Source organism: Marivirga sericea (assembly GCF_900177665.1).
Lineage (GTDB): Bacteria > Bacteroidota > Bacteroidia > Cytophagales > Cyclobacteriaceae > Marivirga > Marivirga sericea.
This window is the reverse complement of record NZ_FXAW01000003.1, coordinates 185,415-200,447: the sequence shown is the minus strand read 5'-3', so window position 1 is coordinate 200,447 and position 15,033 is coordinate 185,415. Positions and strand designations below refer to the sequence as shown.

Sequence of the window (15,033 nt, the reverse complement as noted above, 5' to 3'; positions counted from 1 at the left end):
ATTTAAATTAATATGAGTCACAAAACAGTGTCTTTACTGTTCGGATGAACAGATGTGTTAGGAAACTTGGGCGTCAATTTCCTCATTTGAAAACAAGAAATATTTTTAAAAAAAAAGTAACTTCACAATTGATGAAATAGAACTTGTAGGGAGCAATTAACAGAAGCCTACGAGCTAAGCTTTAAAAAAAAAAGAATGGAAAAACAAATGCTGCAGGAATTTGTAAATGAGTTTATAACGCCAGCCAAACGTCTAAACAAAAATAATTACTCCCATATTAGTTATATCACGGAAACAATAAATAGGGTATGTATAAAATATTTTGAAGCTGATGCAAAATATCATACTGAAGAAATTATCAAAGCATTAGAGGCAATGCAGTTTCGACTGTATGAGGATAAAAACTCCTGGTGGACAAGAGGGAATGAGGGCAGACACCGTGCCATTTGGTTTAATGTCTAAACAGATGATTTAAAAATATTAAGGTTAACAACTGCTAAATTACCAAGCCATACTAATGAGAAGAAGAAACTAGAAGTAGAAGAGCTGATCCAAGAATTGAAAGCCTTTGGTGCTAAAATGATGTCATAATATAAGCAATTTATCAAGAATGTATTGTGGAAATGCTAGATTTAATGATAAGGAGAATGTATTCAGGGAAATTTTAAATAAGTATGGATATGGTCTATGAAAAATAAATCACTGAAAATGACAACAGAAAAGAAAAATCAGCACTACATACCAAAGTTCTATTTACGGTACTTTGCATATAAAGGGAGAGAGCAAATCGGAATACATAATACACAGAGTGGATATACTTTCAGTACTGCTAAGCTAAAAAAACAAGGGTCCAAGAATTTTTTTTACGGAAATGACGGAGTTATTGAAGAACATTTAGGGAAGTTAGAATCAAAATTAGCTTTAGTAATTAAAAGAATCAGAGATAATCATCTATTACCGAAGAAGAATTCAAAAGATTATGTGACACTACTCCATTTTATTGCCTTAACTCATCTGAGAAATCCAGTTGCAATGCAACAAGAACTTGACGCCAATAAACAAAAAAGAGAAAAAGTAGCAGAACTTTACCCATACCATGAAACAAAGCAACTCATACCAGAAATCACTAATATAGAGGCAATCTCTGCCTCACTGTTATCTGTGTCCTACTTGGTCAGAAATTTATTAGATCTTGAGTGTAAAATACTTATAAATAAAACAAAAAAGGGATTTATCACCTCAGACCTTCCGGTTGTTAGGTATAATCAATTTTTAGAAGAGCGAAAATGGCCTCACGGAAAATCAGGATTTGGCAAAATAGGACTTCAAATATTTATTCCGTTAAGTCACGAATTATGTCTTATTCTTTATGACTCAGCGATCTATAAGGTGGGAAATAGAAAAGAGGAAAGAATAGTCATTGATGACGTAAATGATATAGATCAATTAAATATGTTACAGTTTACAAATTGCTTCCAGACTGTATTTTTTTCTGATAAAGTAACTGAAGACTATATTCAATATTTAAAAAGAAGGAGTGTACCTTATCAGAAAGCAAATATTGTTAACTCGACTACAAAACGCGCTTTTGTAAATGGAGATGTTGCGAAAGAAAAGATTATAATTTTGTCCACCATAACTGATAATCAAATCAAATTAAATACCAAAGCTATCAAGGTTCATGCTCAAGGTAAAAAAAAGGTGTTATCAACCTCGTTAGCTCAGTATAGAGCCTGGCCGGAATTTTTAAATAAAAATAAAGATCAAATGCTAAAAGAAGTGCTCAACCTATAACTTTACAATACGCAGGGCGATTAGAAGTAAGCATGACAGTTAAAAAAAAGAGCTACAGAAATTAATCCGCAGCTCTTCTTATTTCTCAGTAAATTACTAATAGTCATTAGTAATTTTCAATACTACTACCCAACATTATAGTTAAATCACTGATAATCAGGTAATTAAGTGGGCCCACCTGGACTCGAACCAGGGACCACTTGATTATGAGTCAAGTGCTCTAACCAGCTGAGCTATAGGCCCTGAAAATAAACAACCGACTGGCTATTGTTTTTCGGATTGCAATGTTACGGAAATGTCCGTACTTGCGCAATAGAAAATGCAGGAATTACTAAATTATTTTTACTTTATCTTCCTATTTTTAAAGCCATACAGCAATTGATCTTTCAGTTCTGATGGGAATTTATCCATATCGTCAAAACCTAATTTCTCATCTTTACCATCATTAGGAATATAATTTGTTCGAAAAATATAATCCCAAATACTTAAAGAAATCCCGAAGTTGACTCCTGTTTTCGATGGAATGTGCTTTGCATGATGCCAAATATGCATTTGAGGGTTATTAAAAATATATTTGAAAGGGCCTAAAGGTACTCTGATGTTAGAATGATTGAAATGACCTATGGCCAAGGCAAACAAATGAACTAACAAGAACTCTTGGATTCCGAAACCTATCATGGCTAATGGAATATATTCAATGGTTCTATAAACTATGGTTTCCATCCAATGAAAGCGTAAATGCGCGGCAAAACCCATTTGTTCTACTGAATGGTGTACCTTATGAAATTCCCATAAAGCAGGAACCCTATGCAATAATCTATGTACGTTCCAATGAATAAAGTCTCGTAATATAAACAGCGTTAATAACTGAGCCCAAACAGGCCAGGTGCCAATCTCAATTGCCACTAAATTTTCAATCCCAAATACTGCTAAAAAATCATTGAAAATATGTACAAAAACATTAGAAATAGCATAGAAGCCTACTAATGAAAATAGGAAGAAATTGAAGAACATGTAGAATCCATCTAGCCAAAAATCTTTTCTGATTTTAGGCTGGTCTTTTCTCCATGGCATGATTAATTCTAGCGCGTAAAAGAATAGCGATATAGCAATTAACCAGTATAAGTAATTACCCCAATGCAGATTAAAAACTTCATTGCCTACATAGCGAGCATAGTCTTTAAATGAGCTAATAAAAATATCAATATATTCCATTCTTCTTATTTGAAATCTATAACGAATATAGAGCAAAAGCTGTTCAGGATATTGTAACCAATGTTACATTCATGAAATTTTATCTAAGAAAAAAGCCTCCGAAAAGGAGGCTATGGTCATTATAATGGAATATTCCCGTGTTTTTTCTTGGGTAGCTTATCTACCTTGTTTTCTAACATTGAAAAAGCTTTAATCAATTTTGATCGGCTGTCTGATGGTAGAATCACTTCATCTATGTACCCTCTATGTGCTGCTCTGTATGGATTAGCGAACTTCTCAGTATATTCTTCCACCTTTTCCGCTAATTTTGCTTCTCTATCATCTGCTGCTGCTATTTCTTTACGGAAAATAATTTCTGAAGCTCCTTTAGCTCCCATCACAGCAATTTCTGCAGTTGGCCAAGCGTAATTCATGTCTGCACCGATATGTTTTGAATTCATTACATCGTAAGCCCCGCCATAAGCTTTCCTTGTAATCACCGTGACTCTTGGTACGGTTGCTTCACTAAAAGCATATAGTAGCTTAGCTCCATTGGAAATAATACCATTCCATTCTTGATCAGTTCCGGGAAGGAAGCCCGGTACATCCTCAAATACAAGTAAAGGGATATTGAAACTATCACAGAAACGTACGAAACGAGCTGCTTTTTTACTGGCATCGTTATCTAATACCCCTGCTAATGAAGAAGGCTGGTTCCCAACAATTCCAATACTTCTACCTGCTAGATGGGCAAAGCCAACTACTATATTTTCTGCATAATTTTTATGAACTTCAAAAAAGCTGTCATTATCCACAGTCCCTTCTATTACCTCACGCATGTCATAAGGCTGGTTGGGATTGTCAGGAATTATGTCATTTAAGACGCTTCTGCTTTCATCTTCTTTTAATTCATAAGGGACGGATGGAACAGGATCTTCGCAGTTTTGTGGGACATAACTCAATAACCTCTTTATATTATTGATACACTCTAGTTCATTAGCGCATGAGAAATGAGTGACACCACTTTTAGTGCTGTGAGTGCTAGCTCCTCCTAACTCTTCGGAAGTTACATTTTCTTGTGTTACTGTTTTTACAACGTTTGGTCCAGTTACGAACATATAACTGGTATTTTCTACCATCATAATGAAGTCAGTCATCGCAGGAGAATAAACTGCACCACCAGCACAAGGTCCCATTATGGCTGAAATTTGTGGCACAACTCCTGAAGCTCTAACATTTCTGTAAAATATATCAGCATAGCCACCTAGTGAAACTACACCTTCTTGAATTCTGGCACCGCCTGAATCATTAAGGCCTATAACAGGGGCCCCATTTTTCATCGCCATATCCATTATTTTAACAATTTTTTCTGCGTGTGTTTCAGAAAGGGATCCTCCAAAAACGGTGAAATCTTGGCTGAAAACATAGGTTAACCTACCTGAAATAGTACCGTAGCCTGTCACTACTCCATCACCAGGATAATGCTGCTTGTCAAGGCCGAAATCTTTACATCTGTGCATCACAAACTTACCGATCTCTTCAAATGAACCTTCGTCCATTAATAAATCAATCCTTTCCCTAGCAGTAAGTTTTCCTTTCTCATGTTGCGCTTCAATTCTTGCTTCTCCTCCACCTTTTAGAGCGGCAGCATTCTTTTCTGCTAGCAGTTCGTTTTTCTCTTTATTGGTTGGTTTTGTATAAACAGGTTTTTCCATATCGTTTTTTCCCATAGTAACATAAGATTATAATCTTTCAAAGATAGGAGAGGGAAGGTGAAAAACGAATTTTTTGAGGTCAAACTATCCTTTTTACGCATAAAAAAGGCCGCCTTGAAAAAGACAGCCTTTTTTAGTGGAATTAAATTTTAATTATCTATCTACTTCATTAAGATCTACTATTTGAACTTCCACTCTTCTGTTTTCCGCAGCATCTTTGGTATTTGCTTTAGTTGATCCATACCCTTTTGCAATAATTCTTCTTCTAACGACTCCTTTGTAGTTAAAGAAGTTTACCACTTCAATTGCTCTTTTATTCGATAATTTTCTATTAAATTCTGGATCACCTTCAGCAGAAGCGTATCCTGAAATCTGGATACCAAGGCCCTCATTTTCTTGAAGATACTTATATATTTCCTGCAATTGAACTTTATACTTATCGTCAAAGCTTGCTGCACCAACATCAAAATAAATTTTATAAACAGGTTCTAGAAGAGATTTATCATATGTTGCTTCTCGTTTTTGAGCTTTCTCCTTTTTTTGCTTCTCTGCTTCTTCTGTCACGAACATAGTAGGCAATGAATATATCGTTTCCCCTTCGACAACTCTACTTTGTAATGTGGTCGTATCACTTTCATCATAATAATATGTTCTGCTTGCGATTTCCATTTCATCGTCATTAGCATCAAAGTCCACATTTTCAACAGGGTTAACCGAGTACATTAAGTCCATCATATAATTGAAAGCAGCTGTATCTTCAGCTGCGATAATGGCGTCCATCATATCATAGACATCCAGGCTATCGCTTTGTACTAACATAGCTTCGTTAGCTTGTCTTGGTGAATACGATCCTTCTTGCTTAGTATCATAAAAAGCATTGTTAACGGAAACCTCTTGTCCTACTACCACATCAAACTGCTTTATCAATTTTAAATTAATTTTTTGATAGAGTTCGTAAAAATAAGTCTGATTAGGTACGTTGATGTTAAGTGTATAAGGTAAATATCCTTCTGATTCTATGATCAAATCATAATTCTTACCTGGAGGCAAAATAATTAAATAATTACCAGTAGTAGGATCTGGATCGTAAACATAATCTACCTTAGTGTTATTTTCATTATCCACTAATTTGATTTTGGTAGGAACTGGCCGCTCATCTTCTCCTGCTGTAATTTTCCCTTTGAGCATAGTAAGCGGAATATTAGCATACTTCTCTGGCATATCGAATATGTAAATATCTTGGCCACCGTATCCTCCTTGTCTGTCCGATGAAAAATATCCCTTGCTACCATCTGCGGATAAAGTAAAGTAATTGTCATTTAGTGGTGTATTGATCGGGTAACCCATATTTGTAGGGTTAATCCATTCTCCACCGACTAAATTAGTTTTAAAAATATCTCTTCCACCCATAGAATTTGTTCCATTGGAGGTGAAATATAAAGTTTTCATATCTGGGTGAATAAAAGGAGCATCTTCATCGTATTTTGTATTGACTTCAGCTCCAAGGTTTTTGATATTGCCCCATTTCCCTTCACTAATTTTTTCTGCAACATAGATATCCATACCGCCAAATCCTCCTGGACGGTTACTTGCAAAGAAGATTTTTTTCCCATCAGGAGTGATAGATCCAGTACTTTCTAGATCACGAGAATTCAAGCCTTCTATAGCAGAAGGTTGACTCCAACCTGCGGCTTCTTTTCTCATAATGTAGAGATTTCCTTTATTGCCAGATCCAATGAAAACTAACATTTGCTGACCGTCAGCAGAGATACCGGCAGTTCCAACATTTTCGTCTGTTCTTATTTCGATTTTGCTTGGTTCGCCCCAATCGCCTGATTCTTTATAGGTGATATAAACTTCCTCTGCAGCTCTTCCCGTTCTTGAATTAGGTCTTAATGAAGTGAAAGCCATTACTGACTGATCAGCAGAAACCACAGGGTTGTATTCTGTAAATTCAGAATTGATAGGAGGTGCCATCCGTTGGATATTGATATCTTTCTTCTGTCCTAAGAGGCGTTTGGCATTTTCTACTTTAGCAATCTCTAGCTCAACTTCTGATCGTATGGCTCTATCATTGGATCCTAAGCTATTTAAATACTGATTATAATATTTACTAGCTTTTTCAAGCATTAAGTTCTTATGAAATGCTTGAGCCATGTAAAAGTAAGCATCTTTAGGTAAATCGGAGAAATTTCCCTGCTGCTCTAACTTTCCAAAGATAGTCGTGGCTTTTAATTGATCTGTAACGTTTGGCAGCTTTAAATAAGATACACCCAACATGTAGTTTACATAAGGCTCATTTGCACCCAGCTCAACAGCTTCGGCTAAGGATTTTACAGCACCTTCGTAGTTTTGAATTTTAAATAGATTTTCACCTCTGTAGATTAAGTCATCTACTTTATTCTGTTGGGCAAAAATCAAAGTAGAGATGCTCAGGCAGAATAACAGTATAAGTGATTTTTTCATAATAATATGCTTTTAAATTATTGTCAGCTTATATTTAGCTCGAATAATACTTCTCCAACGGATTAATATTTCACATGTTTATAAGAAGAAATATAATCATTTATAGTGGTATTAGTACTATTGTGCCATAAAGATAAATTTTTTCTTTAAAAATAATACTATCTTCAATTGTGCTTATCGATTGCTTTCAGTCTTTGTAGCAAAGGAGGATGTGAGTAATGGAAGAATACATACCATTTATGAGGTTTTAAATTGCTTAAACTATCTACTGAAAGCTTTTTTAGGGCATTCTGTAAGGCTTCGCCATTGTAAGTAATAGCGGCAAATTCATCTGCTTGAAATTCATGTTTTCGACTAATAAAGTTTGTGAACATTGATAAAACTAGACTGATGGGGGTATAAATGATGCCAAATGCTATGAAATTGACAGGAAAACTTAGTTGCTCAGCATCTAAAGCTTGGCTCAATGTCGGATTGAAAATCATAAATGACATTATAAAAAGCATCGCTCCGGATTGTAAAATTGCACTTATCATACCGGAAACAGTATGCTTCTTTTTATTATGCCCTACTTCATGTGCTAATATAGCGACTAATTCTTCTTCCGTATGCTTTTCCATAAGGGTATCGAAAAGCACTATTTTTTTTCTTTTACCAAATCCGGAGAAAAAGGCGTTCGCTTTGGATGATCTTTTGGAGCCGTCCATTATATAAATATTTTCTATTGGAAAGTTAACGGATTTCCCATAGGCCATTATTTTGTCTCTAAGAGATCCTTCCTCTAATGGAGCTAGTTTATTGAATAACGGTAAAATCCAACTGGTATAGAAGAAATTTGCTGCAATCATAAACATGGTAATCACGATCCAAAAAATCAACCAAAAAGATTGTCCTATCCAAGTGATAAGGAAAACAAGCACACTTAGGAGAATTCCACCCACAATCGCGGTTAGCAAGTAGCTTTTCAATTTATCTTTCCAGAAGAGTGAAGGAGTCATCTTATTAAAGCCAAATCTATCTTCAATTTTAAAGGTAGAATACCACTGCCATGGGATGTTCCATATATCATTCAGGATGTAAATGATACCAAAGAAGGCTAGAGTTCGGGTAATGACAGAATCGAAATGGAGCCTCGTAAAACTATCCAAGTCACCCAATATTCCAAAAATCAGGACCAAAAGGATTATCACGATACTAGTCAAGCCGCTCCATAAACCAAATTTAGTATTTACTCGCTGATATTGAACCGCCATGCGATACCTTTCTTCATCAAAAATGTCTTTTAAATCAGCGGGTAGTTTTGAGTTAGCTTTTTTATAATTTAGTATATCAATTACAGTATTTAAGGCATAGTCTATTACCACAACCAAAATAATGATCGTAAAAAGTTGATCGGAACTAAAAATCATAAACTAAATTAAAATTTTGGACAAGGGATTACTAATTTATCAGCAGGTGGTCTTCTTGGATCGGTCAGCGAGAGAACATAAGTGATAGATATTTCATGGGCGCCACCACTTCTAATACCTAAATCAGATAAGGTATAATCAAAACTATATCCAACGGCTAGTTTTTCGTAAGAATATCCAACCAAAAGTACTAGAGATTCAGAAGCTGAAAACCCATTAGGTGTAGCAAAAGGGATTCCTCTATACCAGAGGCCAACCACCATAGGTTCTAAAGTACTATAAAGCCCTAAATCTAATTGCTGAAAACCGCCTTGCATTTTATATTGAGCAGTAGGGGTTAGGCTGCGCTCGTCTCCACTTTTAGTGTAACCTTTTCTGTATCCGGTGTTCAACGGAATTTTGTAGCCGGCATGAAAGGAATGTTTCATAGGTAACCTACTTTCTTCGCCTAGAATTGATTGATTAGGTTCATTTAGGTGGAATACAGAATAGCCAAACCAGAAATTTTCTGAATACAGAACCCCTCCAAATGACAGGTCTAAAAAGGTTTTACTTGGTCCACCTGCACTTTCGCCTGTTGGATTTTGAAAGGTCTGTGTTTCAGGGTCCCATTGATCTCCAAAAGTCAATCTACCAAAATTGAGATTACGATTGTAGACCCCCACTTGAACACCTGGTCTGAAAGTAAGTTGATCCGTTAATCTTAATTGATAGGCATATTGAGCACCTACTGATGTAGATCTTAAACCTGCAATACCTTCTTCATCTCTAGAAATTATTAAGCCAACGCCACTACGGAGTCTGTCGAAGTAGTGGTCGAAATAAGCAGAATAAGTAACAAAGTTTGCATTAATGCTCGGCCATTGATTTCTGTAGTTGATTCCAGCACGGCTCATCTGCGTATTTCCGGCAAAAGCAGGATTTAAATATAGAGGTGCCGCATAAAATTGCGAGAATTGCGGATCCTGAGCCTTAACTTCAAAGGAGGAGATAGAGAATGCTACAAAGAGCAATAAAATAAGTAAATTTCTTCTTTTTAAATTATACAGCACAACACAAATTTAATTTCAAAATTTATCGAAAGATAGGAAATAAGTAATAAAGTGAGATAATCAAAATAAAAATTTTATAAAATTCTGTTAAAAAAGTGAAAAACAGTAAATTGTTCCCTTGTTTACCTATTTCTTTTTAAATTTCGATTTAATAGCATAAACGTTCATTTCCTGTAAATCATATTTTCTTGCAAAAGAAAATTTATTTGGATCATTTTACGTTAATCAGTTTAAAGTTGACAACTACCTATTGTATGAATAATAAAATTTTGAAGTTTTTGTTTGTTGTCTTGTTGTTATCAGCTCGAATTCTAGTAGCGCAGGATTTTTCTGAATCATTTTGGTATTTCGGAAATAACAGTGATGCAATACAATTTGATCGGAATGATACAAGACAATCTTTACTGATTGAAAATCAGGCTATCCCTTTTGGTAATCAAGGATCAGCCGTTGCCGCTAATGCAGTAGATGGCCAACTTCTTTTTTATACAGATGGTAGTTTGATTTATGGGAAAAATCATGCTATGCTTCCAGGAGGAAATGCTATAGGAGGAGATAACTCTTTAAGGCATCCGGTTGCAATAGCACCTTCTAATAACACCAGTGATAATATTTTTTATGTATATATTATAAATGCAGCAGGAGAACTTCAGCAATTAAGTGTTGATATGTCTCTCGGAGAATTTGGAGAAGTGACGACATCAGCACAAGGTACAGGCTTTTCTAATTTGAGTGAATTTGTTAATTCCTATAAGGTAGGAGAGAATTACTTCCTGCTTTTTCAATCAGATAATAGATTAGAAATGGTGCAAATTCAAGACGATGGCAGTCTCTTAAGCGTAGCTGATCACAACTTTTCTGTTGACTTCCAGTTGAACAACGTTTCTTTTAGAGCTCACGATAGCGATACTTTACAACTCGCACTCTCATCAGCTAATGTAAATGGTAATCCTAAAAATCTTATTTTATTAGCATTAGATTTATCAGATATTGGTAATCCAGTGTTTCAAAATGAAGAAATCCTTTCGAATACAGGAGCCGTAAATCAGATTATAACAGATTTGGAGTGGTCAATTGGTGGCCGAAACCTCTATTACAGCAAAAATAATCTTAGCACAGGTGAAGGACGATTGATTCAGTTAAATTTAGATAGTGCTAGTTCTGAAAATATATTGAACAGGACGGTTTCCAATGTAGATGCTCTTAAAAATGGTCCTGATGGGAATTTATACTTTTTATACAATAATGGTGCTCAGGAATTTTTAAGTAGAATTCTGAATGCCGATTCTATTCCTGATTCTTTAACTATTGAATGGAATTTGTTCGATAATAATTCATTCTCGCAGGCTAAAAACTTACCAAACATTGCACCTCCAGCCTTAATAGATGGTAACGTGCGTTTCGATTGGTACACATCGTCACTCAATGCTTCACTTTGTCAGAATAACCCTGTTTCTTTCTTTGCTGATTACAGTGATCTGGATGATATAACTTCGCTTTCATGGGATTTTGGAAATGGACAAACTTCAAATGCGATCAGTCCTAATGTGATCTATGAGGAGGCCGGTCAGTACGATGTTGTATTGACAATTAACGCAGGAGGGAACTTTATTATTGATTCTGCAGCAGTGACTGTCAATCAGTTCGACTCTGAAGTGCAATTACAGGATTCGACTGTTTGCGAATTACCTTTGGAAAATTATGGACCTACCCTTGCCGATGGTTCTGATCCTGATCAGGTAGTCTGGATCAATCCCGATCCTGAAAAATTTACGGATAATGGAGATGGAACAGCTACTTTTCTCCAGTCCGGAGTGTATACGGCTGCAGTTACGGTAGGCAACTGTACGGTTACCGCTAGTTTTGAACTGACTTTATTTGAAGAGCAAAAGCAATTAGCTAATTTCTGGTATTTCGGTGATGGGGCCGGTATAGATTTTAATGGAGATGCAGGGCCGGTAGCAGTTACTGATGGCGCAATCGTTGCAGAACAGGGGTGTACTACCGTTTCCGATGACAATGGAGAGTTGTTATTCTACACTAATGGTGATGTTATCTGGGACTCCGAGCATATTGAAATGGCTAACGGAACGGACTTAGGGGGAGATCCGGCTGCATCTCAAGGCGTTATTGCTGTTGCGCATGGATCAGATCCTTCCCTTTACTATTTATTTTTGAATGAAGACGCAAGTACAGGGACCAATGTATTTTCATACGCCCTAGTGGATATGAAGCTGAACAATGGCTTGGGTGATGTGGTTTTGAAAGGGAGAAAAATTTATAGTAGGAGCACTGAGAAAGTTGCTGCTCAAGGTGTTCAAAATACTAACGTTTTAACCCACGAGCTAGGTAGTAATAGTTATAGGCTGTACCCGGTCAATGACCAAGGTATTAATGCTGCAGAGTATATTTCACAGGGGAGTGATTATTTTTCAAATTCCTCAGCAAACGGTTATCTGAAATACGCTGCGGGTGGAGATAAAGTGGCACAAGCTTATAATTCAGGAGGTGCTTTTATAGATTTTCTACGAAGAGATAGCGTTGAAAATTGGGAAGAGGCTCTTATAAATGTAAATTTTGGAGGTATAGTTTATGGAATAGAATTTTCTCCAAGTAGTAATTTGCTTTATGCAACAATCAATAATGGTCAAAATTCTTTACTCCTACAGATTCCTGTAAATGATGACTATACTATTGAAGAAATCGAAAATCCTGATAGTGTCACTGTAGCAGACCTTAGTTTTGAAGCAGGAGCTTTGCAAACAGGACCTAATGGTCAAATTTATATTGCCGCAAATAATAGTCCGGATGTATATACAATTGGATCTCCTGATACAAGATTTCTACCTGAAAATGGGGGTAATTTGGCGTCAAGCTTGCAGCCTTTTAACTTGGCAGGTAGAAGCAGCAGATTAGGACTTCCAAACTTCGTACAAAATTTATCTACGCCCAATCAAGAGCCTTCTATTAATGTTATTGCTGGCTGTACAGCAGACCCTATTATTTTACAAGGCGTTGGAAAGACTAGTTTTGACCAATTTAGTTGGACTATTACTCCAGCAGGAAGCAGCAGCAGTGTTTATACATCTAATAACCAAAACGATACCCTAGATATTGATTTGGACCCTGGGGCTTACGAAGCATCCTTAAGAATAACGAATGAATGCGGCTATGATGAGCTTTTGGTAGAAAATTTCGAATTATTTGCCAGTCCGGATGTGAGTAATGTATTAACGCCTAGAACTTTTTGTGGAAGCACCCTGACATTGGGAGAAGATATAGTTGATGAGCCAGGACATACATATTTATGGAGTACTGGAGATACAACGCAAGTAATTGAAGTCACAGAAACAGGTAATTATACGGTCACAGTAACCAGTGAAAATGGTTGTATATCAACAGCAGAGATATTTGCTGGTCCTCCGTATGAAGTTGATTTAGGTGGTGATAGAACATTATGCGAAGAAGAAACTTTAAGATTAAGTGCTGGAGGTAATGCCAATTCTTATCGTTGGTTTGTTGATGATGTTCAGCAATCTTCAACAGGACAAAATTTCAATGTAAATACAAATGCTACGGGTACTTTCATAGTAAGAGTGGAGATTCCTGATCCATTAGATCCAAATTGTTTTGCTGAAGATGAAATCGAAGTCATTATAAATGAAAATCCAATTATCACAGTGAACGGTACTACTAATCCTACATGTGGGAATAGTGATGGTGAAATTCAGCTAAGCGTAAATGGAGGTTCAAACGATTTAAGGATTTCTTGGTCTGGACCAACAGCTGTAGCAGATGGTGAAACTGTTGGCAGTAGTTTAGCAGCGGGAACTTATAACATTACTGCCACAGATAACCTGACGGGCTGTAGCACTACAGAAACAGTGGCTTTATCAAACTCAGAATTTAATGTTAGTGTTAATCCAACTGCAAATTGTGAACCTACAAATCAGTCTATAGAAGTTACACTTACGCAAAATGCTGATACCCTGAAGCCAGATTTTGTCTGGGAAATAGTTGACCAAGAAGGAAATGTAGAACAGAATGGTACTTCTCCTGATTCAGTCTTTACAATTAATGGTTTGAGTGAAGGTACTTTTAGTATTGAAGTATTCGATCAAGATGGTACGGGATGTTTAGGAGCAGCTTCTTTCTCCCTTCAGTTGCCAGATTCAGTAAGCTTTAATCCAGATGATAATGTATTTGGTTGTGGAACTGGTTATGATTTGTATGGATATCTAGAGAGCTTAAATGCCAATGCAACGTATAGTATTTCACCAAATCCAGCGGATTCATCAAATGTTGCAGCTGGGGCTTATGAAGTTACTGCAGCACAGGGCGCGCTATGTGCTTCTACTGCTACAATAAATGTTGCATTAAGCCCACAAGCTAATATTTTAGATATTGAAAATACGATAAATTGCGATGGTGGTAGAATTCTGACGGTAATTTTGGACGGTCAAAACCCTGCGGATTTCACCTTTAATTGGAATAATGGAGCTCAAGGGCAAAGTATTACTGTAAATCAAGTAGGTACTTATACTGCTACTGTGAGTCCAAATGGAAATATTTCTTGTGCCCAAGAGTTGTCAGTAAATGTGGAGGAAGGCTATGAGCCGCTAGATGCCAGTTTAGAATCAGAAGTGAATTGTGATGACGGTACTATTCTTTTGAGAGGAATTGTGAGTGGTGCAAGTGGAGAATATAATGTTAATTTAACTAATGCAGCCGGAGTTAATATTCCTACAGTAGATAATTCCCAAGCGGCTCTTGAATGGAGTATTGTTGAGTCAGGAACTTATACATTTACTGCAACAGATAATGGACCTGGAGGCTGCGATCCTGTAGTTATTACCAGAGATTTAACGGTACAGGAAATTTTTGAACCGGAGATTCAAAGTACTTACTTTATTTGTCCTACAGGACTCGAAGCAGAAAGAACAGTAACCTTGGATCCAGGCTCTTTTGGTAGTTATACATGGACCTTACCAAACGGCAGCACTACTACCAATAGAACAGTAATTGCAAATGAGCCAGGAGAATATAGGGTTGTTTTAACGGCAGCTGGGTGTGAGTATAATGTTTCCACTACCGTATTGGAAGATTGTCAACCTAAGGTATTTGCACCAAATGCAGTCAGGCCAGCAAGTTCAATTGCACAAAATAGATTTTTCAGAGTTTTTGCAAATGAGTATGTTGGTGAATTTCAGATTATTATCTTCAATAGATGGGGTACTATTGTATATCAATCTAATGATAAAGACTTTGAGTGGGATGCAACTGATTTAAATGGAGTTGAAGTTCCTCAAGGCTTATACGCATATATTATCAACTTCAAAAGTACAGAAGAAGATGGTAGAACTTATGAACAAAGGGGTGGAGTAAATGTAGTCAGGTAAAACC

Annotated in this window: 8 protein-coding genes and 1 tRNA gene; 3 read left to right on the top strand and 6 right to left on the bottom strand. The window is 36.4% G+C overall.

Going from position 1 to position 15,033, the window contains the following annotated elements; all coding sequences use genetic code 11:
• Positions 1-195: 195 nt before the first annotated feature.
• Both B9Y84_RS08550 and B9Y84_RS08545 read left to right on the top strand, forming a co-directional pair.
• Complete coding sequence (locus tag B9Y84_RS08550) at positions 196-462, top strand: hypothetical protein (RefSeq protein ID WP_085516670.1); 267 nt, start codon at positions 196-198, stop codon at positions 460-462.
• A gap of 246 nt (positions 463-708) precedes the next feature.
• On the top strand, positions 709-1,794 hold the full coding sequence (locus tag B9Y84_RS08545) for a DUF4238 domain-containing protein (protein WP_176223756.1): 1,086 nt from the start codon (positions 709-711) through the stop codon (positions 1,792-1,794).
• 169 nt (positions 1,795-1,963) lie between these two features.
• Here the strand turns inward: B9Y84_RS08545 and B9Y84_RS08540 are convergent.
• From B9Y84_RS08540 to B9Y84_RS08515, 6 genes are all read right to left on the bottom strand, one after another.
• Positions 1,964-2,037, bottom strand: a tRNA-Ile gene (locus B9Y84_RS08540).
• A 99-nt stretch (positions 2,038-2,136) separates the two neighbouring features.
• On the bottom strand, positions 2,137-3,009 hold the full coding sequence (locus tag B9Y84_RS08535; protein WP_085516668.1) for a sterol desaturase family protein: 873 nt from the start codon (positions 3,007-3,009) through the stop codon (positions 2,137-2,139).
• A 119-nt stretch (positions 3,010-3,128) separates the two neighbouring features.
• Complete coding sequence (locus tag B9Y84_RS08530; RefSeq protein WP_085516667.1) at positions 3,129-4,718, bottom strand: acyl-CoA carboxylase subunit beta; 1,590 nt, start codon at positions 4,716-4,718, stop codon at positions 3,129-3,131.
• Between the two features lie 138 nt (positions 4,719-4,856).
• Entirely contained in the window at positions 4,857-7,169 is a 2,313-nt protein-coding gene (locus B9Y84_RS08525) for an OmpA family protein (protein WP_085516666.1), read from the bottom strand.
• Positions 7,170-7,333: 164 nt separating this feature from the next.
• Positions 7,334-8,578: a M48 family metallopeptidase gene (locus B9Y84_RS08520; protein ID WP_085516665.1), complete on the bottom strand. Its 1,245-nt coding sequence runs from the start codon at positions 8,576-8,578 to the stop codon at positions 7,334-7,336.
• 8 nt (positions 8,579-8,586) lie between these two features.
• On the bottom strand, positions 8,587-9,630 hold the full coding sequence (locus B9Y84_RS08515) for a PorP/SprF family type IX secretion system membrane protein (RefSeq protein WP_176223755.1): 1,044 nt from the start codon (positions 9,628-9,630) through the stop codon (positions 8,587-8,589).
• A 254-nt stretch (positions 9,631-9,884) separates the two neighbouring features.
• Here B9Y84_RS08515 and B9Y84_RS08510 point away from each other — a divergent pair, with 254 nt between their 5' ends.
• Positions 9,885-15,029 (top strand): PKD domain-containing protein, encoded by a 5,145-nt coding sequence (locus tag B9Y84_RS08510; protein WP_085516664.1) that lies wholly within the window; start codon positions 9,885-9,887, stop codon positions 15,027-15,029.
• Positions 15,030-15,033 lie beyond the last annotated feature (4 nt).

Coding starts and splice junctions, on each gene's coding strand:
- B9Y84_RS08550 (WP_085516670.1), top strand. CDS start 196: ATGGAAAAACAAATGCTGCAGGAATTTGTAAATGAGTTTATAACGCCA.
- B9Y84_RS08545 (WP_176223756.1), top strand. CDS start 709: ATGACAACAGAAAAGAAAAATCAGCACTACATACCAAAGTTCTATTTA.
- B9Y84_RS08535 (WP_085516668.1), bottom strand. CDS start 3,009: ATGGAATATATTGATATTTTTATTAGCTCATTTAAAGACTATGCTCGC.
- B9Y84_RS08530 (WP_085516667.1), bottom strand. CDS start 4,718: ATGGGAAAAAACGATATGGAAAAACCTGTTTATACAAAACCAACCAAT.
- B9Y84_RS08525 (WP_085516666.1), bottom strand. CDS start 7,169: ATGAAAAAATCACTTATACTGTTATTCTGCCTGAGCATCTCTACTTTG.
- B9Y84_RS08520 (WP_085516665.1), bottom strand. CDS start 8,578: ATGATTTTTAGTTCCGATCAACTTTTTACGATCATTATTTTGGTTGTG.
- B9Y84_RS08510 (WP_085516664.1), top strand. CDS start 9,885: ATGAATAATAAAATTTTGAAGTTTTTGTTTGTTGTCTTGTTGTTATCA.